This is a genomic window from Halorubrum salsamenti, assembly GCF_007671685.1.
Lineage (GTDB): Archaea > Halobacteriota > Halobacteria > Halobacteriales > Haloferacaceae > Halorubrum > Halorubrum salsamenti.
Map to the genome: position 1 here is coordinate 1 of NZ_VCNL01000001.1, position 16,594 is coordinate 16,594.

The 16,594-nt window shown below is 70.0% G+C and carries 18 protein-coding genes and 1 pseudogene; 10 read left to right on the top strand and 9 right to left on the bottom strand.

The genetic code is table 11. The features are described from left to right. Nucleotides 1–394, top strand: a pseudogene (locus tag FGL94_RS00005) (homoserine dehydrogenase); the annotation flags it as partial. A gap of 58 nt (nucleotides 395–452) precedes the next feature. On the opposite strand, the gene FGL94_RS00010 reads toward FGL94_RS00005, so the two are convergent. Next, nucleotides 453–1,427 (bottom strand): transcription initiation factor IIB, encoded by a 975-nt coding sequence (locus tag FGL94_RS00010; RefSeq protein ID WP_012659836.1) that lies wholly within the window; start codon nucleotides 1,425–1,427, stop codon nucleotides 453–455. Between the two features lie 190 nt (nucleotides 1,428–1,617). Between FGL94_RS00010 and FGL94_RS00015 the strand changes: the two genes are divergently transcribed. The 3 genes from FGL94_RS00015 (at nucleotide 1,618) to FGL94_RS00025 (ending at nucleotide 3,431) form a co-directional block, all read left to right on the top strand. Beyond that, nucleotides 1,618–2,394: a cobalamin-binding protein gene (locus FGL94_RS00015; RefSeq protein WP_144919731.1), complete on the top strand. Its 777-nt coding sequence runs from the start codon at nucleotides 1,618–1,620 to the stop codon at nucleotides 2,392–2,394. Between the two features lie 20 nt (nucleotides 2,395–2,414). Continuing rightward, nucleotides 2,415–2,975, top strand: coding sequence for a DUF84 family protein (locus FGL94_RS00020; protein WP_144919733.1), 561 nt, complete (start codon nucleotides 2,415–2,417; stop codon nucleotides 2,973–2,975). Nucleotides 2,976–3,176: 201 nt separating this feature from the next. Next, entirely contained in the window at nucleotides 3,177–3,431 is a 255-nt protein-coding gene (locus tag FGL94_RS00025) for a DUF7123 family protein (RefSeq protein WP_144919735.1), read from the top strand. A gap of 30 nt (nucleotides 3,432–3,461) precedes the next feature. Here the strand turns inward: FGL94_RS00025 and FGL94_RS00030 are convergent, their stop codons facing one another. Both FGL94_RS00030 and FGL94_RS00035 read right to left on the bottom strand, forming a co-directional pair. After that, the gene (locus FGL94_RS00030) at nucleotides 3,462–4,082 is read right to left on the bottom strand and encodes a winged helix-turn-helix transcriptional regulator (protein WP_144919737.1); all 621 of its coding nucleotides are present in this window, start codon (nucleotides 4,080–4,082) and stop codon (nucleotides 3,462–3,464) included. Between the two features lie 110 nt (nucleotides 4,083–4,192). Continuing rightward, entirely contained in the window at nucleotides 4,193–5,335 is a 1,143-nt protein-coding gene (locus FGL94_RS00035) for an SPFH domain-containing protein (RefSeq protein ID WP_144919739.1), read from the bottom strand. Nucleotides 5,336–5,492: 157 nt separating this feature from the next. Between FGL94_RS00035 and FGL94_RS00040 the strand changes: the two genes are divergently transcribed. After that, on the top strand, nucleotides 5,493–6,278 hold the full coding sequence (locus FGL94_RS00040) for a protein sorting system archaetidylserine synthase (RefSeq protein ID WP_144919741.1): 786 nt from the start codon (nucleotides 5,493–5,495) through the stop codon (nucleotides 6,276–6,278). Between the two features lie 85 nt (nucleotides 6,279–6,363). On the opposite strand, the gene psmB is transcribed toward FGL94_RS00040, so the two are convergent. Further along, nucleotides 6,364–7,095: an archaeal proteasome endopeptidase complex subunit beta gene (gene psmB / locus FGL94_RS00045; protein WP_050027024.1), complete on the bottom strand. Its 732-nt coding sequence runs from the start codon at nucleotides 7,093–7,095 to the stop codon at nucleotides 6,364–6,366. 518 nt (nucleotides 7,096–7,613) lie between these two features. Beyond that, nucleotides 7,614–7,787 (bottom strand): hypothetical protein, encoded by a 174-nt coding sequence (locus FGL94_RS18100; RefSeq protein WP_008004640.1) that lies wholly within the window; start codon nucleotides 7,785–7,787, stop codon nucleotides 7,614–7,616. Nucleotides 7,788–8,097: 310 nt separating this feature from the next. On the opposite strand from FGL94_RS18100, the gene FGL94_RS00050 reads away from it, so the two are divergent. Then, nucleotides 8,098–8,760 (top strand): uracil-DNA glycosylase family protein, encoded by a 663-nt coding sequence (locus FGL94_RS00050; RefSeq protein ID WP_144919743.1) that lies wholly within the window; start codon nucleotides 8,098–8,100, stop codon nucleotides 8,758–8,760. A gap of 339 nt (nucleotides 8,761–9,099) precedes the next feature. Here the strand turns inward: FGL94_RS00050 and FGL94_RS00055 are convergent, their stop codons facing one another. The 4 genes from FGL94_RS00055 to FGL94_RS00070 form a co-directional block, all read right to left on the bottom strand. Next, nucleotides 9,100–10,275 carry an asparagine synthase C-terminal domain-containing protein gene (locus tag FGL94_RS00055; RefSeq protein WP_144919745.1) on the bottom strand — a complete coding sequence of 392 codons (1,176 nt, stop codon included), beginning with the start codon at nucleotides 10,273–10,275 and terminating at the stop codon, nucleotides 9,100–9,102. 5 nt (nucleotides 10,276–10,280) lie between these two features. Beyond that, nucleotides 10,281–10,964: a PHP domain-containing protein gene (locus FGL94_RS00060; RefSeq protein WP_144919747.1), complete on the bottom strand. Its 684-nt coding sequence runs from the start codon at nucleotides 10,962–10,964 to the stop codon at nucleotides 10,281–10,283. Nucleotides 10,965–11,428: 464 nt separating this feature from the next. Then, nucleotides 11,429–11,695 (bottom strand): DUF7513 family protein, encoded by a 267-nt coding sequence (locus tag FGL94_RS00065; protein ID WP_144919749.1) that lies wholly within the window; start codon nucleotides 11,693–11,695, stop codon nucleotides 11,429–11,431. Continuing rightward, nucleotides 11,692–13,368, bottom strand: coding sequence for a Na+/H+ antiporter NhaC family protein (locus tag FGL94_RS00070; RefSeq protein WP_144919751.1), 1,677 nt, complete (start codon nucleotides 13,366–13,368; stop codon nucleotides 11,692–11,694). The genes FGL94_RS00065 and FGL94_RS00070 overlap by 4 nt, the downstream gene beginning before the upstream one ends. 379 nt (nucleotides 13,369–13,747) lie before the next feature. On the opposite strand from FGL94_RS00070, the gene FGL94_RS00075 reads away from it, so the two are divergent. The 4 genes from FGL94_RS00075 (at nucleotide 13,748) to FGL94_RS00090 (ending at nucleotide 16,555) form a co-directional block, all read left to right on the top strand. Next, nucleotides 13,748–14,218, top strand: a complete 471-nt coding sequence (locus FGL94_RS00075; protein WP_144919753.1) for a 30S ribosomal protein S15 — start codon at nucleotides 13,748–13,750, stop codon at nucleotides 14,216–14,218. Between the two features lie 116 nt (nucleotides 14,219–14,334). Beyond that, nucleotides 14,335–15,600 (top strand): exonuclease RecJ, encoded by a 1,266-nt coding sequence (locus FGL94_RS00080; protein WP_144919755.1) that lies wholly within the window; start codon nucleotides 14,335–14,337, stop codon nucleotides 15,598–15,600. Further along, the gene (locus FGL94_RS00085) at nucleotides 15,597–15,911 is read left to right on the top strand and encodes a KEOPS complex subunit Pcc1 (protein WP_144919758.1); all 315 of its coding nucleotides are present in this window, start codon (nucleotides 15,597–15,599) and stop codon (nucleotides 15,909–15,911) included. Before FGL94_RS00080 ends, FGL94_RS00085 begins: the two co-directional genes overlap by 4 nt. After that, complete coding sequence (locus FGL94_RS00090; RefSeq protein WP_144919760.1) at nucleotides 15,908–16,555, top strand: 30S ribosomal protein S3ae; 648 nt, start codon at nucleotides 15,908–15,910, stop codon at nucleotides 16,553–16,555. Before FGL94_RS00085 ends, FGL94_RS00090 begins: the two co-directional genes overlap by 4 nt. Nucleotides 16,556–16,594 lie beyond the last annotated feature (39 nt).

Consider the following 16,594-nt stretch of genomic DNA (forward strand, 5'->3'; position numbering starts at 1 on the left):
CGTGGACGGGACCGACGCGGCGCTGAAGTGCGTCATCCTCGCGAACGTGCTCTCGTTCGGCGCGGCCGACGACCCGGCCGACGACCCGGGCGACGCCCGGGAGTTCACGCTCGACGACGCCGACGTCGAGGGGATTCGAAACGTCGCCGGAAGCGCGCTCGACCTCGCGAGCGAAGACGGGATGACGGTCCGGCTCATCGGCGAAGTCGGGGACGACACGGTCCGGGTCGCGCCCCGGCTCGTGAAACGGAACTCGCCGCTCTCCGTGTCGGGAACGACGAACGCCGTCCGGATCGAGACCGCATCGGCCGGAACCCTCACCGTCTCCGGGCGCGGGGCGGGCGGTTCCGAAACCGCGAGCGCGGTGCTGATGGACCTCAATCGGCTTCCGTAGCGCTTCGGACGGTTTCGGTTCCGAAGAAAAGAAGACCGATCGATTCTGGGCGGACCGACTACGCGACGAGGCCGTCCTCGGCCTCTAACAGCTCGTGGTACCGGTTCCGGATGGTGACCTCGCTGATGTCGGCGACCTCCGAGACCGCGGCCTGCGTCGTCTTCTCGTTGGTGAGAAGCGCGGCGGCGTAGACGGCGGCGGCCGCGAGGCCGACCGGCGACTTGCCCGAGTGGACGCCCTTCTCCTTGGCGTTCCGCAGGAGGCTCTTCGCACGCATCTCGGACTCCTCGGAGAGCTCCAGGTCGGAGGCGAACCGGGGAACGTACTGCTCGGGGTCGGCCGGCTTCACTTCGAGCTTGAGCTCGCGGACGACGTAGCGGTACGTCCGCGCGATCTCGGCCTTCTCGACGCGCGACACGTCCGCGATCTCGTCGAGGCTGCGCGGGACGCCGGCCATCCGGGCGGCGGCGTACACGCAGGAGGTGGAGACGCCCTCGATGGAGCGGCCGGGCAGGAGGTCCTCGTCGAGCGCGCGGCGGTAGATGACCGAGGCGGTCTCGCGGACGTTGTCCGGGAGCCCCTGTGCCGACGCCATCCGGTCGATCTCGCCGAGCGCCTGCTTCAGGTTCCGCTCCTTGGAGTCGCGGGTGCGGAAGCGCTCGTTCCACTTGCGGAGCCGCTGCATCTTCTGGCGCTGGCGCGCGCCGAGCGACCGGCCGTACGCGTCCTTGTCGCGCCAGTCGATGTTCGTCGAGAGCCCCTTGTCGTGCATCGTGTTGGTCGTCGGGGCGCCGACGCGGCTCTTCTCGTCCTTCTCGCGGGAGTCGAACGCGCGCCACTCCGGCCCGCGGTCGACCGAGTCCGCCTCGACGACGAGTCCGCAGTCGGCGCAGACGCTCTCGCCGTGTTCCTCGTCGTTGATGACGTTGCCGTCGCACTCCGGACAGCTCAGCGTCTCGTCTGTCTGTTCCGATTCCTTCTCGTCCGTCTCCGTTCGGGAGCGGCTCCCCCGCGTGTGTAGTCGTTCACTCATGGCTAAACCCCCTCTCGGTAACTGAACACTGCCCGAGAGCGATCTTGTCCGATAGAGGGTGGAACCAAACTTAAAACGACCGGAACGCGTCGCCGGAAACCCGACGAAAGGACACGATCTATCACGTGTTTTCGGGGATCTCCTGTGTCGACCGAAACGCTTGGGCGGGTGGCGCTCCGATCCGTCCTCGATGAGTACCCCTCGTGTCGTCTCGCTGGCCCCGAGCGCGACGGCGACCGTAACCGCTCTCGGCGCCGTAGAGACGCTGGCCGGCGTCACGCACCACTGCGATCCGCCGGACGACGCGGGCAGCGCGCACGGAACCGACGCGCCCGTCTCCGTCGGCGGCTGGCTCACCCCCGACCTCGACCGCGCCGCCGGTCTCGATCCCGACGTCGTCCTCACCAGCGACGGGCTCCAGAGCGACCTCGCCGACGACTGCCGCGAGCGCGGGTTCGACGTCCGCCACCGGGAGCCCGAGACGCTCGACGAGGCGATCGAGACCTTCGCCGCCCGCGGCGTTGACGTGGGTCGGCCCGAGGCCGGCGAGCGCCTCGCCGCCGAGTCACGAGAGCGTCTCGACCGGGTCGCCGACGCGGTCGCGGACCGCCCGCGCCCGACCGTCTACTGCGAGGAGTGGTCGGACCCGCCGATGGCCGCCGGCAACTGGGTCCCCGACGCCGTGCGCGCCGCCGGCGGCCGGTACCCCTTCGTCGAGTCGGGCGAGCGCTCCCGCGAGGTCGATCTGGGAAGCGTCGAGGCGGCCGACCCCGACCACGTCGTCGTCCACGTCTGCGGGCACGGGGACCGGATCGATCCCGCGACCGTCGAGGGGCGCGACTGGGCGGTCGACGCGCCGGTCCACGTCATCGACGACTCGCTGTTGAACCAGCCGAGCCCCGCCCTGATCGACGGCGTCGAGCGGCTGGCGGGCCTGCTCCACCCCGACATCGAGACCTATTCGTAGCCCGTCGCTCGACAACCGGTATGCGAGTCGGCGTCGGCAGCGGCAACCCGGTGAAGCGGCGCGCGGTCGAACAGGTCCTCGAGTCGTCGCGGGGGGCGGACCTCGTCGACGAGCTCGGTGGGGATCCGACGGCCGTCGCGGTCGAGTCGGTTCCCGTCCCGTCGGGCGTGGGCGAACAGCCGACCGGCCACGCCGAGACGATCGCCGGCGCGGAGAACCGGGCCGCGGCCGTCTTCGACGCGGAGCCGGGCGCGTACGACCTCGGCGTCGGTATCGAGGGCGGCGTCGCCCGGTTCGACGGCGGGGACGGGCTCTTTCTCGTGATGTGGGCGGCGGTCTCGGACGGGTCAGAGACGGGTCGCGGTGCCGGGCCGAGCCTCGAACTCCCGACCGACATCGCTGCCCGGATCGCCAGCGGCGAGGAACTCGGTCCCGTGATGGACGACGTCCTCGACACGTCGGGCGTCGCGAGACGCGGCGGCGCCGCGGGCGCGCTCACGAACGGCCGCGTCGACCGCGCGGACGCCCTCGCGACCGCGGTCGCCGGCGCCCTCGGTCCGTTCGTCTCCGACCTGTACTGATCCCGTCTCCGACCTGTACTGATCCGGCCTCCGATCCGCACAGACCGGATCCCAGGGTCTCGACGTCGGCGTTCGAGGATCGTACCGAAACGCGGGGCTCCTGCCCTCGACGCGGACGCTCTCATGACGGAAATCGCATGACTGCGGCGTGTTAACCCGATCTACCAACCGCCTTATGTGGAGATACGACCTGTAGCCCGTATGAGCACGGTCCAACCCGACGCGGTCGCCGTCGAATCGGCCGGCCTCTCCGCGAAACAGGCGCGCATCCTGCGGTACCTCCGCGAGAACGCCGCCGATAAGACGTACTTCAAGTCGCGGCTGATCGCCGACGAGCTCGACCTCTCGGCGAAGGAGGTGGGCGCGAACATGGGCGCGGTCGCCGACGCGGCGGCGGACATCGACGTCGAGAAGTGGGGGTACTCGTCGGGGACGACGTGGATGGTCACGGCCTGATCGAACGTCGCGACCCGCGGCGAGCGCGTCTCAGGGGTCGTACGCGACCAACGACGCCGCGTCGTCCGCGAAGGCGACGGCGTCGGCGTCGAAGGAGTCGGCGTATCGGACCGTGAGCGTGAGCAGTCGCTCCGGCTCGGTCAGCGCGTAGCCGTCGGTCCGGTCGAGGAGGCCGGCCGCCTCGAGGTCGGCGGCAGCGGTGCTCACGGTCGGCCGAGAGACGTCGAGTTCGGCGGCCAGCTCCGCGCCGGTCGCCGTCGGATCGCGCAACAGCGCGAGGACCATTCCGCGCGGCGTGTCGCGTCGGAGGTACCCGAGCGCGCGCTTGTCGAGGTCGTCGAACCTGTCGGCGGGGAAGTAGCGGCGGTAGTCGGCGTCCTTCGCCGACTCGACCTCGTCGGCCTCCTCCAGCTTCCGGAGGTGGTACTGCGCCTCCCCGGTGCCGAGTCGGAGATCGTCCCGGAGCTTGGAGAAGTGGGCGCCGGGCGTCGTCGGCACGTACCCGCGGATGGCCTCGCGGGTCTCGTTCGCGTCGCCTCCCTCGCCGCCCCCGGAGTCGGCGGTCGCGGTCCCGACGAACGGCGCGGCGGCTCCGATGGCGGCGAACCGCCGGAGCGTCTCGCGTTTCCGCCCGTCGATCCCGTCGGTCACGCTGCGGAATAGTCGTCGCCTCGACAAAAGTACTTCGTTCGGGGCTGTATCGGACCGCTTCGCGTCGCGGGCGCCAACGACCCCGACGGAGTCGCAATCGCAATCCCTCGTCAGTTCTCCCGCTCGGTCTCCACGTCGCCGTCAGCGGCCTCTTCGTCCATCTCTTGGATGACCTCGTCGGCCGACTTGATGTCCGCGCCGGCGCCGCCGGCCTTGACCGCCTCCGCCTCCTTCTCCAGCTCCTCGACGTCCATCTCCGCGGACTCCTCGATCTGGCCGAGGATCTCGTCGATGTCGTCGAGCCCGAGCATCTTCCGGGTGTCGTCGTCGAACTCCTGTCCCTCGAGGCCCTCCATGTCCTGAACGTCGGAGCCGGACAGCGCCTTGCCGTAGCGGCCGACGAGGCTGGTGAGCTCTTGCGGGAGCACGAACGTGGTGGACTCGCCTTTGCCGATCTCTTCGAGGGTCTCCATCCCCCGCTCGATGATGGCGCGCTCGCCCATCGACTCGGCCGAGCGGGCGCGGAGGACCGTCGAGATCGCGTCACCCTGCGCTTCGAGGATCTGAGACTGCTTTTCCCCCTGCGCGCGGATGATGTTCGACTGCTTGTCACCCTCCGCCTGCTCGACCGCGGAGCGGCGTTCCCCCTGCGCCTCGAGGATCATCGCGCGGCGGCGGCGCTCGGCGGAGGTCTGTTGTTCCATTGCCTGCTGAACGTCCTTCGAGGGGTTGACCTCGCGGACCTCGACGCTCTCGACGCGGATCCCCCACTCGTCGGTCGGCTCGTCCAGCTCTTTGCGGATCTTCGCGTTGATCTCCTGGCGCTTGTTCAGCGTGTCGTCGAGTTCCATGTCGCCGAGGACGGCGCGGAGCGTGGTCTGCGCGAGGTTCGAGACGGCCTTCTTGTAGTCGTCCACTTCGAGGAACGCTTTCTTGGCGTCCATCACCTTGATGTAGACGACCGCGTCCGCGGTGACCGGCGAGTTGTCCCGCGTGATCGCCTCTTGGCGGGGAACGTCCAGGGTCTGCGTCCGCATATCGAACGGGTACGTGCGGGAGACGAACGGCGGGATGAGGTTGATCCCGGGTTCGAGCAGTTTTCGATACTCACCGAACACGGTGAGCGTCTTCTTCTCGTAGGCGTCGACGATCTCGAACGACTGCCAGAGCGTGACGACCACGAGCAGCAGGAAGAGCAGCCCGACGCTCACCAGGCCGAACCCGAGGCCGGATTGGAGGGTAATCGGATCCATGCCTCAACCTTGGGCCATCGCGTTGTTAATACTTCGCCCGACGCGGGATACGTCTCTCGCGAATCCCTCTCGAACCGCGTGGCTCCGGCCACCCGCCGCCGATCTGTGCGCTCCGAAGATAACAAACCCTAAAACCCGGCTCGTCGACCGATCCCGTATGCATTTGCGGTTCGTCGGGCGGCTCGGGCTCGCGGACGCGGTGACGGTGGCGAACGCGGCGATCGGCTTCCTCGCGGTCGTCGCCGCCGCCGTCGACCCCCGGATCGCGGCCCGCCTCATCCTGCTCGCCGCGGTCGCGGACGGGCTCGACGGGGTCGTGGCGCGTCACCGCGGCTCCACCGACGCCGGGCCGTACCTCGACTCGCTGGCGGACGTGGCGTCGTTCGGCGTCGCGCCCGCCGCGCTCGTGGCGTTCGTCCTCCTCGACGCGCGAACGTTCGCGGCCGACCCGGTCTTCGTCGCCGCCGGACTCGGCGTCGCGGCCCTGTTCGTCTCGCTGGCGGTCGCCCGGCTCGGGATGTACACCGCCTACGACGCCGACGAGCGCGAGACGGTGGGCGTGCCGACGACGCTCGCGGCCACGGTGCTCGCCGCGGCCGTCATCGCCGGCTACACCGCTCCCGCGTTGCTCGTCGCGGTGACCGCCGCGTTCGCCGTGCTGATGGGGTCGACGGTCACGTACCCCGACCTCCACGCGCAGGACGCGCTCGTGATGGGCGTCGTGCAGGCGGCCGTAATCGTCACCCCGGTCGGCCACATGGCCACGTCCATCCTCCCGGCGTGGATCGGCGAGGGGTTCGCGTTCGCGCTGCTGTTCCTCTCCGTCGGCTACCTCGTCCTCGGACCGCGGTTCTACTGGGGCGACGGGATCCGGTCGCCGACGGACGTGGGGGACGGGAAAGATGCGAAAGACGCCGACGCCGTCGAAGATCGCGGCGCCTAGGGCGTCGTCGTGTCGCGGGACGGGAAAACGCGAATCGGAACGGAACGGATCGCAGAACGAAGTCGGGGTCGCTCCCCGGAACGCCTTACAGGAGGTCGTCGAAGTCCTTGTAGCGGGTGATGTCGACGCCATCGTCGGTGACGACGGCGACGTTGATCCCGTTACCGGACGCGAGGTCGCGCTCGACGGCGGACTGGATCGCCTTCGCGGCGATCTCGGTCGCCTCGTCGACGGTCACGTCGTCGTGGTACTCCTGTTCGAGGACACCGAGCGCGTACTGGGAGCCGGAGCCGGTGACGGTGTACTCCTCCTCGGTCGTGCCGCCGAGGGCGTCGATGGAGTAGATGTGGGCGCCCTCGTCGTCGACGCCGCCGAGGATCGGCTGGACGATGTAGAACGCGCCGGAGCGGAGGAGGTTCCCGGTGAGCGTCGACAGCGCCTCCATGGACATGTCCTTGCCGCGGCGGGTCTCGTAGAGGCTCGTCTCGGCCTTCAGCGTCGAGATGAGATTCTGGGCGGCGGAGACGGAGCCCGCGATCGTGAGCGCGCCGCGGGGGTGGACCTCCTCGACCTTCTGGACGTCCTTCGAGGAGACCATCCCGCCGAGGGAGGCGCGCATGTCGGTCGCCATCACGACGCCGTCGGCGGTCTTGATGCCGACCGTCGTGGTTCCGGTCTTCATCTCGCCCTCGCCGTCGGCCTGCGCCGCGCGGCGTTCGCTGTGTTCGAACTCGCCGATCTCAGGTCCGAAAACGGGCTGATCGCGGCCTAGCTCCTCGGCCGGTCCGTCGGAGAGGTCGCCAGTCGGTGTTCGCATTACGCCTCCGTTGGCCCGGCGCGCTGATAAAGGCAACCCTTCGGGGACCGACCGCCGGTTCCGACGGGTCTATTCGTCGGCGATCGTGCTCGGCACCGTTTATAAGCGAGGCGGTGCCCGAATCGACGCCGGACCGGCGATCTCGCTTCTGGGTGACGGGTCTTCGATCTCATACGAACTGGTCGTTCAGGCCCGGGTCGTCTCTCGGGCCAAGCGGATCGTCTTATGAGCGGATCGTCTTATGAGCGGATCGTCTTATGAGCGGATCGTCTTATGAGCGGATCGTCTCATGCAGTGGCGCGTGCCGACGAGCGGCCGAACGCCGCGAGTAGCGAGGGACCGAAGGACCCTCTGACGGCCGGCGACTTCGCCGCCGGCGACTGGCGGTTTCGGCGGTGGTCACCCGATCGGCAGCGATCGGTTAGAAACACCGATCGGCTCCGAAACGACGCTCGCCAGACGGAGGCGCTATCAAAAGTACTCTCGGAGACGGGGCGGTCACGGCGGCGCCGACGCGCTCACTCCTCGGTGGCCTCGTACACCTCGCCGGTGGTCTCGACGAGCCGGCCGATGGGGACGTTGATACCGAGTTGCTTACGGGCGAAGACGGCCACCGGGAACAGCGAGATCCCGACGGCGACGGTCGCCTGGTGCAGCCCGAAGAGGGCCGCCGTACGGATGCGGTCGAACATGGGTCTTCGAGCGACACGAACGGAGGTGTGTATAAATACTTTCCGGGGGCTGTGGTTCGGACACCCCGACGCAGTCGTGCGTTTTCGGATCATAAATTAACGTTTATGAAATATAATAGCGGAGCTGTCACGATCGGGATATCCACGGCGGTCCGAACCCCGCTCGTTTCCATAAGTTATGCGTATCCATCGCGCCTCGTGCGCCTCGCATCCGCGGGGTCAGTGGGGTCTCCGGGGTTCGGACCGAACCCCGGGCGGCTCCGGTCGCGGACCGAACGGGATTTAACCGTTCCGTCGCCTATCAGGCGGCGTGCAGAACGTCACGGACCGAACGCGGAACCCGTTCGGGATGCGCCCGGACTGCGAGTCGTTCGTCCCCGGCTACGGCGACGCCAACGCCGACTTCCACGTGATCGGCGACCATCCCGGTGTCCACGGCGGCGTCGACGCCGGCGTCCCGTTTACCGACGAGCCGTGGTCGACCGCGTTCCTCTCCGCGCTGGTCGAGGGGGGCCTGATCGCGGGGTTCGACGAAGACCCGGCGACTGACGACGGCGAGACCGCGGACCCGATCGCCGCCGGCCGGACGTTCTTCTCGTACCTCCACATGTGCGTCGCCGACGGCGTCCCGGACGAGGCGTCGTACGACGACATGGAGCGGTTCTTCGACGCGGAGCTCCGAGCGATCGCCGCTCACGTCCTCCTCCCGGTCGGCGCCCGCGCGACCGACCACGTCCTCCGGCAGTACACTTCGCGGGCGCACAAGACGGAGATCGATATGGACGCGCTCCACGCCGAGGAGCTGCTCGGCTCCGGCTGGCTCGTCCTCCCGGTCAAGGACCCCGCCGAGTGGACCGACGGCGACGGCGACCGGCTCGCCGCGGCGCTCCGCGAGCTCCGATCGACGGACTTCCGCCGCGAGAGCGACCTCGGACGCTTCATCGCCGGCAGCGACCCGTACCTCGTCAGGTGACCGTCCCGGATCGCGGGCCGCCACCGTCCGCTGCGGCGATTCAACCCGCTCGGCCGCGCTTATCCGATCGCTCGGGCGGATGCATGTGGGGTTCCGACATGTCTTCGAGGCTCCGAACGGATCGTTCGGGCCGAATCCACACCATTAGTGTTCGAACGTTATTCATTCGCGGGATGGTGGTGTGATATTTGTCGCTACTCCCCGAATTTTATACTCGTCACCGCCATTCGTCAGCAGACGCCCGATCGATCGGGCGTCGGCCGTAGGACTGGTACTCCATACGGCGGCTTGGTCAGCATCGGCCCTCACGGGCCGTTTTTCGCGTCGTTCGGTCCCCGCCTACTCCTCTGCCAGCAGCGCGTCGAGGTACTGTCCGACGTGGTCGTCCATGCGTCGTTTGAACCCCGCCCGCCGCGCGAGCCGGTCGAGCTCCCGAGAGACGTACGTCCCGTACTGGACCGCCTTCTTATCGGCCGTCCGGACTGACTCAGGAACCCGACTGGCCGCCGCCCGGCGGAGCGCGACCTTTCGCTCGCCGTCGCTCGCGAGCAGTTCGCCCGGCAGCGCGAGCGCGGCCGCGACGATCCGGTCGTCGAGAAGCGGCGCGACCGGCTCGACCCCGGCGGCGCGGAGCGCGAGCACGTCGCGTTCGAGCTGGTCCGGGAGCGTCCGGACGGTCTCGGTTCGCGCTCCTCGCACCGTCTCCGCCGCGACGCGGTCGTCGCCGACGGGGTCGGCGACCTTGCTGTAGCCGCCGAACAGCTCGTCGGCACCCTGTCCCACCGCGAGCCGGCGGAAGCCGTCGGCCGCGGCCGCCTCCGCCGCGAGGTACAGCGGGACCGCGATCGCCACGTCCATCGGGTTGCGTCGCCCGGTCGCCGCGGCGACCTCGCGGACCGCGCGCACGAGGTCGTCGTGGGCGATCTCGACGACGCGGAGGTCCAGATCCATCTCCGCGGCGGCCTCGCGGGCGGCCGCGACGTCGTGACACCCCTCGAAGCCGGCGACGTAACACGGGGCGTCCGGGACCGCGGCGGCGACGACCCCGGAGTCGACGCCGCCGGAGAAGGCGACCGCGAGGTCGTGTCCGTCGCTCCCGGGCTCGGTTTCGATACCCCCGAGCGCGGCGTCGAGCGCCTCGTCGACCGCGGCCTGGCCGGATTCCGGATCGGTGGGCCCCTCGTCCGGAAGCGACCAGACGCGCTCGGTCCCCGCGCCCGACGCGACGGCGCCGGCCGGGACGGGTTCCGGATCGTCGAGGTCGGTCCGGTCGAAGCTCCACGCGTCCGATTCGGTGGGGTCACCCTCCGACGCCGAATCCGCGGCGCCGCGCTCGACGAACAGCGGCTGGCGGCCGAGCACGTCGCGGACGAGCACCGGCCCCTCGCGGTTCGGCGGATCGCGGAGCAGCCCGGCGAACCCGCGCCCTCCGGGGAAGGGGTTGCCGCCGCGGAGGGTGTCACGGACGCGCCCGGGCGATGCGCCGCGCAGATCGGAGGGCGGAACGCCTACCATCGCGGTCAGCGGAGCGCGTTCAGCGCACGGAGCGCCCGGCGTTTGGCGCCGCCGCCGAACTGGCGGAGCGAGACGCGCCACGGGGTCCGTTTCCCGACGACGCTGGTCCGGCCGTCGGCGATGCCGTCGAGGATCGCCTCGGCCGAGCGGTCGTCGGCGCCGACCTCGGTCACGGCCTGTCCGACCATCTCCGAGATGTGGGCGTCGCTGCCGGCGGTCATCGGGAGCCGATTCCGGATCGCGAACTTCTCGGCCTGCCGGTTCGAGCGACCGGTGAACAGCCGGGAGTTGTACACTTCGAGGGCGTCGGCGCTCGCCAGCTGCTCGTCGGTGATGTGGGCGGCGACGCCGTGGCGGGACTTCTGGAAGGGATGCGGAACGACCGCGATCCCGCCCTGGTCGCGGATCCGATCGAGCGTCTCGTCGAAGGGGAGCCCGCTCTCGACGCGCTCGCTGATGCCGAACGCGAGGACGTGGCCCGCCGCGCTCGTCACCTCCATGCCGACGATGCCGACGAGTCCGTAGTCGGGGGCCTTCTCGGCCGCCTCGATGCTGGCGTCGATCTCGTCGTGGTCCGTGACGGCGAGCGCGTCCAGTCCGACCGCCGCCGCCTGCTCCAAGAGGAGGTCGACCGGATCACGCCCGTCGTAGGACAGCGCGGAGTGCGCGTGCAGCTCGACCGATAGCACGCGCTCAGGTTCGAGCGTCGTCTTAAAAAGCGCCCCGGTCCGCGGCGGTTCGCGTCGATCTCTGCACGAGACTCCGTCGCTGCGATCCGATATTTAAAAAGACCCGATGCGGTGGCGCGTGCCGGTGAGCGGCCCGGAGGGCCGCGAGCCGCACGCGCGAGGGAGTCGCTGGCGCCGACGGCGCCAGCGACGAGGTTGGGGAGGTGTGAGGCTGCGGTCGCGGTGCGGTCGGGGAGGATTCAAAGGGGCAGCCGCGAGGACGGCGCAGGCGACGTAAGCACCGCAGGAACGACCGTAGCGAGTGACGAGGAGCGCAACGAGCGTGCGCCGTCCTCGCGGCTGGGGCTTTGGCGGTGTTCGCCGTCACTCCGGTGTCAGCGATTTATAAGCGAGCGGCTGGGGCTTTGGCGGTGTTCACCGCGTCGACGACGGCAACGGTATTTAAAAAGTACCGAGCGGACCGATCAGAACGCGCTTTCGCCGACCGTCTCGCGGTACGTCCCGGTGCCGCGGTGGCCCGCGTCGTCCCACGTGTCGACCGCGACCAGCACGCGGGTGTTCACTGCGTCGGCCGGCGCGTCCTCGATCCGGAGCGTCGAGTCGCCGATGCGGGCGACGGCCTCGCCGCCCTCCGCGCCGGTGACCATCACCTCGATCACGTCGCCCGGCTCGTAGTCGGGGGTCGATCCCCGGAACGACAGCCCGGCGAAGAACTTGTCGAAGCGGCTCATGCGCGCGACACCTCCTCAGAGGTGCGGTCGGGAATGTACTCGCGCCCGAAGCCGGTGATCGCGGCGAGCAGGAAGACGATCACGAGGAACCAGCCGTGGAACACGTACGGCACGACCTCGATGGGGTTGACCACCATCTCGGGGCCGTACTCCGTGCCGAGCCCCTCGGGCCCGACCATCACCTGGTACCCGACGAGGACGCCGCCGGCCCACGGGAAGATGTACCCGAGCGCCGACGTGTTCGCGTCCAGGATGTTCGCGCGCCGGTAGCCGTTGATGTTGAACTTCTCGCCGATCCGCGCGATGTACGGCGCGATCGCGATCTCCGCGGCGGTGTTGATCGTGATCATCCCGTTGATCGTCGCCGTGCCGAGGACCATCGTCAGTTCGGCCCGCCGGACGTTGGTCGCGACGGAGTTGAGCAGGAAGTCCTGGATCGCCGCGAAGCCGCCGCCGCGGATCATGATCTGCGCCATCGCCACGATCAAAAGCGTCAACACGATGAGCGGGAAGAAGCCGATCGCGCCGGCGTAGAGGCTCCCGCCGACGCCAGCGGTCTCGCCGACCACGACGAACGGCAGCGCGGTGAACGCCCCGGCCTCGGTCACGGTGAACGCGAGGATGTCGCTCACCGACGAGAGCCCGAACGCGAGGTTGAACGCGACGGCGACGACGATCCCCCACGAGATCGCTTCGACGATGTGTCGCCCCGCGACCGCCGTCACGATCACGACGCCCATCGAGAGCAGGTGGACCAGACCGAGTGCGGTCGCCGTCTCGCGGAGCGCGACCGACCCTTCGAGGCTCGCGCCCGACATTGCCGACCCCATGATCAGGTAGGCGATGAACGCCGGAATCGCCGCCGCGATCGCGTACTTGAACCGCGAGGCGACGACGCCGCCGATGTCGGCGTCCTGCGTCACCGCGCTCACGATCGTCGTGTCGCTGACGGGCGCGAGGTTGTCGCCGAACACGGCGCCCGACAGGATCGCGGCGAACAGCAGCACCGGGTTCGCGCCGATGAGGACCCCGGCCGGGAAGAAGAGGGTCACGAACGCGACGGTGGCGCCGTACCCCGTCCCGATTCCGGTCGCGAGCAGGCCACAGAGGACGAACGCGGCCGCTGGGAACGTCGCCGCGCCGACGTTCAGCGCGTCGGCCGCGAAGATGAGCCCCTCGACGAACCCGCCGACCTGTAGCGTCTCGGCGAACATCCCGGCCCACAGCCACGCGACGATCGCTGTCGCCGCGACGCGCTGGGTCATCCCCTCGAAGATGGTGTCGGCGTACGCCTTCCAGTTCCCGCGCACGAAGAACATACCGAGGATGGTCCCGAGCAGCGCTCCGATCACCAGCCCGTTCGTGTCGCCGATACCGAGGACGCCGCTCTGGAAGATGGCCCAGAGGATGAAGAAGGCGAGCGGGACCGTGCTCGCCCACTTCCCGCCGTAGAACGTGATCCGCGGCTCGGAGCCGGTCTCCATGCCCGTATCGGCGCTGAGTCCTCCGTCGGTCACGAGTTCGTCGTCCGCCTCCAACTCGCCTTCCGTCGCGGGCCCGCCGTCGGACGCGCCGACGTCTCCCTGGCCGCGGCGACCGCCGCCTGGCGGGGCGCCGTCGGGTGGTTCGTCGCCGGTCCGCTCGATCGGGTCGCCGTCGGATTCGTCGGTCATGTGTCTTTCCCACGCATCCCGTCATCGACGACCTACGTAAACCCTCGTGTCCTGCTGCCGTCGGCGCTTCGTCTCTCACCTCCGCTCGCGTCACCGATTTCACCCGTTCGCGATCGCCCGAGCGGGCCACAAGAACACGCTTAAGAACCCCGGCGCCGACCCCTCACACGGGAACAGCACAGCTGCAGATCCGACGCGCCGGGGTCTTTTCGCCCACGGCTTGGGAATGTAGCAGTGCGCCGACGCCTCCGGCGTCGCGGTCGGATCGCCCGCTTGCGCGGGCCGTCCGGTCGGACCGCTCGCTCCGCGAGCCGTCCGTCAGCCGCGTCGCGCGGAGTCGCGGTCACGTTGCGGTTGTGCCGTTCCAACCAGATACACAATGGCACGAATGCACACGCGCCGTCGCGGTTCGTCCGGTTCGGACAAGCCGGCGACGGACGAGAACCCGGAGTGGAGCGACGTCGACGTCGAGGACATCGAGTCCCGCGTCGTCGAACTGGCGGAGCAGGGCCACGACCCCAGCGTCATCGGACTCAAGCTCCGTGACGAGGGCGTCAAGGGCGTCCCGGTGCCCGACGTGAAGCTGGCCACCGGCAAGAAGGTCACCGAGATCCTCGAAGAGCACGACGCCGACTCGGAGCTCCCCGAGGACCTCCGTAACCTGATGTCCCAGGCCATCCGCCTGCGCGAGCACATGGCGGAGAACGGACAGGACCACCAGAACAAGCGCGCGCTCCAGAACACGGAGTCGAAGATCCGCCGCCTCGCGAACTACTACCGCGGCGACGAGATCGACGAGGAGTTCACGTACACCTACGAGAACGCCGCCGAGCTCCTCGACGAGGAGTGACGACGCCGACTCCGACGAACGGCCACTCCGACGGGAACGGCTCAGACGAGTAACCGAGACGACGCGACACGCAGGTCGCGACGAACCGACACACGACCGCACCACACGACCCCACGATGACCGAAGCCACATCCGCCACGCCCGCCCCCGACGCCCTCGCCGGCGTCCTCGCGGACGCGCCGTTCGTTCGGCTCGTCGCGACCGACGACGGCGACGCGGTAGCGGCGGCCGCGCTCCTCGCGCGAGCGCTGCGGACGGTCGGCACGCCGTTTCAGGTCCGCGTGTCCCGCGACCCGATCCCCGACGCCGGCGACGACGCCGTCGCGGTGACCGTCGGCGCGGACCGCGGCCCGCACGCGATCCCCGGCACGGGGCGTCCGGCGAGCACGGACGCGTTCGCGATAGCGCGCGCGCTCGGCGTCGACCCCGATCCCGTCGTCGCCCTCGCTGGCGTCGTCGCGGCGGGCTCCGTGCCCGGCACGGACGGCTCCGGCGACGCGCTGGAGGCGGCCGAACGCGCGGACCGCGTCCGCCGACGCCCCGGCGTCGCGCTCCCGACCGTCGACCTGGCGGACGGGCTCGCGGCCTCGACGCTCGTCCGGATGCCGTACTCCGGCGATACCGAGGCTGCACGCGCCGCGCTCGCCGAGATCGGGCTCCCGGCCGACCTCGACGACGACGCGCACCGGCGACTCGCGTCGCTGGTCGCCGTCGACGTCGCGGACGCGGAGGGCGCGAGCGCGCGGGCCGCCTCGGCGGTCGAACGCGCGCTCCGCCCGTACGCGACGGCCGGGGACGCGGCGCCGTTCGAGACGGTCGGCGGCTACGCCGACGCCCTCGACGCGCTCGCCCGCGAGGCCCCCGGCACGGGGGTCGCGCTGGCGCTCGACGCCGAGCCGAGTGACGAGCTTCGGACCGCCGCGCTCGACGCGTGGCGGACCCACGGGCTCGCCGCGCACCGCGCGCTCGACGCCGCGACGACCGGCCGGTACGACGGCTGTCTCGTCGTCCGAGTCGACCTCACGGGAGACGGCTCCGAAGGCGGGGACGGCTCCGAGGGCGGTGACGCCGCGCCCGACGCGGCCGCCGTCCTCCCGACGATCGCCCGGCTCGTCCGAGACTTTCGGTCGCCGGAACCGGTCTCGATCGCGGTCGACGAGGCCGCGGGCCGACTGGCCGCCGCGTCGACCGGCGGGGGCCGCGCAGCGGACGACGCGGACGCCGAGCCGATCGGGCTCGGCGACGCCTGCCGGTCGGCGGCGGGCGAGGTCGGCGGCGACGGCTGGGGGACCGCCGACCGCGGCGGGATCGCGGTCGACGAGAGCGAAGCGACCGACGGCGACATCACGGGCGCGCTCGCCGCGCTCAGGGAGGCGCTATGAGCGGGGAACCCGCTGGGGGCGGGGCGTCGACCCGGACGGCGACCGTCCGGACGACCCACGCCGACGCCGCCCTCGTCGCCGCCGCGCTCGCCCCGGACGAGACCGACTCGATGACCACCCGCGTCGACGGCGACGCGATCGAGTGCGTCGTCGAGCGGCCGACCACCGGCGGACTGCGGTCGACCGTGGACGACCACGTCGTGAACCTACGCGTCGCGGACCGAATCGTCGAGCGCGCGAGGGGCCACCTCGCGGCCGACGACGGAGGGCGCCGCTCCGACACCAACGGCGACACCGACACCAACACATGAGCGAACGATCCGTATCCAAGAGCAGAGAACAGAAGCGCTGGTACTCCGTGCTGGCGCCCGAACAGTTCGACCGGCAGGAGCTCGGCGAGACGCTCGCCGAGGAGCCCGACCAGGTCGTCGGCCGCACGATCACGACGACGCTGGGCGAGCTGACCGGCGACTCCGGCGCGAACAACACGAAGCTCACGTTCAAGATCACCGACGTGGGCAGCGACACGGCCTACACCGAGTTCATCAAGTACGAGCTCACGCGGGACTACCTGCGCTCGCTCGTCCGCCGCGGCGCCTCGAAGGTCGAGGCGTCGATCACGGTGCTGACGACGGACGACTACCGCATCCGCGTGCAGCCCGTCGCGCTGACGACGAAGAAGGCCGACCGCTCGCAGGAGAAGGCGATCCGCCGCGTCATGATCGACAAGGTCCACGCGGCCGCCGAGGACCGCACCTTCGAGTCGTTCGTCGACGCCATCGTCGACGGGAACCTCTCCTCGGCCATCTACGGCGAGGCGAAGCTGATCTACCCGCTTCGCCGCGTCGAGGTCCAGAAGCTGACCCTCGAAGCGCGCCCGTCCGAGGTCGCCGCCGAGGAGGAGACCGCCGTCGACGTCGACGCCGAGGAAGTGGCCGTCGACGCCGACGAGTAACGCCTCGCCGAGCGGACCCGCAGCTTTCCCGTTTATCAG

Excerpts from the sequence above, each read along its gene's own strand:
- FGL94_RS00010 (WP_012659836.1), bottom strand. The coding sequence starts at position 1,427 with ATGAGTGAACGACTACACACGCGGGGGAGCCGCTCCCGAACGGAGACG.
- FGL94_RS00015 (WP_144919731.1), top strand. The coding sequence starts at position 1,618 with ATGAGTACCCCTCGTGTCGTCTCGCTGGCCCCGAGCGCGACGGCGACC.
- FGL94_RS00020 (WP_144919733.1), top strand. The coding sequence starts at position 2,415 with ATGCGAGTCGGCGTCGGCAGCGGCAACCCGGTGAAGCGGCGCGCGGTC.
- FGL94_RS00025 (WP_144919735.1), top strand. The coding sequence starts at position 3,177 with ATGAGCACGGTCCAACCCGACGCGGTCGCCGTCGAATCGGCCGGCCTC.
- FGL94_RS00035 (WP_144919739.1), bottom strand. The coding sequence starts at position 5,335 with ATGGATCCGATTACCCTCCAATCCGGCCTCGGGTTCGGCCTGGTGAGC.
- FGL94_RS00040 (WP_144919741.1), top strand. The coding sequence starts at position 5,493 with ATGCATTTGCGGTTCGTCGGGCGGCTCGGGCTCGCGGACGCGGTGACG.
- psmB (WP_050027024.1), bottom strand. The coding sequence starts at position 7,095 with ATGCGAACACCGACTGGCGACCTCTCCGACGGACCGGCCGAGGAGCTA.
- FGL94_RS18100 (WP_008004640.1), bottom strand. The coding sequence starts at position 7,787 with ATGTTCGACCGCATCCGTACGGCGGCCCTCTTCGGGCTGCACCAGGCG.
- FGL94_RS00055 (WP_144919745.1), bottom strand. The coding sequence starts at position 10,275 with ATGGTAGGCGTTCCGCCCTCCGATCTGCGCGGCGCATCGCCCGGGCGC.
- FGL94_RS00065 (WP_144919749.1), bottom strand. The coding sequence starts at position 11,695 with ATGAGCCGCTTCGACAAGTTCTTCGCCGGGCTGTCGTTCCGGGGATCG.
- FGL94_RS00070 (WP_144919751.1), bottom strand. The coding sequence starts at position 13,368 with ATGACCGACGAATCCGACGGCGACCCGATCGAGCGGACCGGCGACGAA.
- FGL94_RS00075 (WP_144919753.1), top strand. The coding sequence starts at position 13,748 with ATGGCACGAATGCACACGCGCCGTCGCGGTTCGTCCGGTTCGGACAAG.
- FGL94_RS00080 (WP_144919755.1), top strand. The coding sequence starts at position 14,335 with ATGACCGAAGCCACATCCGCCACGCCCGCCCCCGACGCCCTCGCCGGC.
- FGL94_RS00085 (WP_144919758.1), top strand. The coding sequence starts at position 15,597 with ATGAGCGGGGAACCCGCTGGGGGCGGGGCGTCGACCCGGACGGCGACC.
- FGL94_RS00090 (WP_144919760.1), top strand. The coding sequence starts at position 15,908 with ATGAGCGAACGATCCGTATCCAAGAGCAGAGAACAGAAGCGCTGGTAC.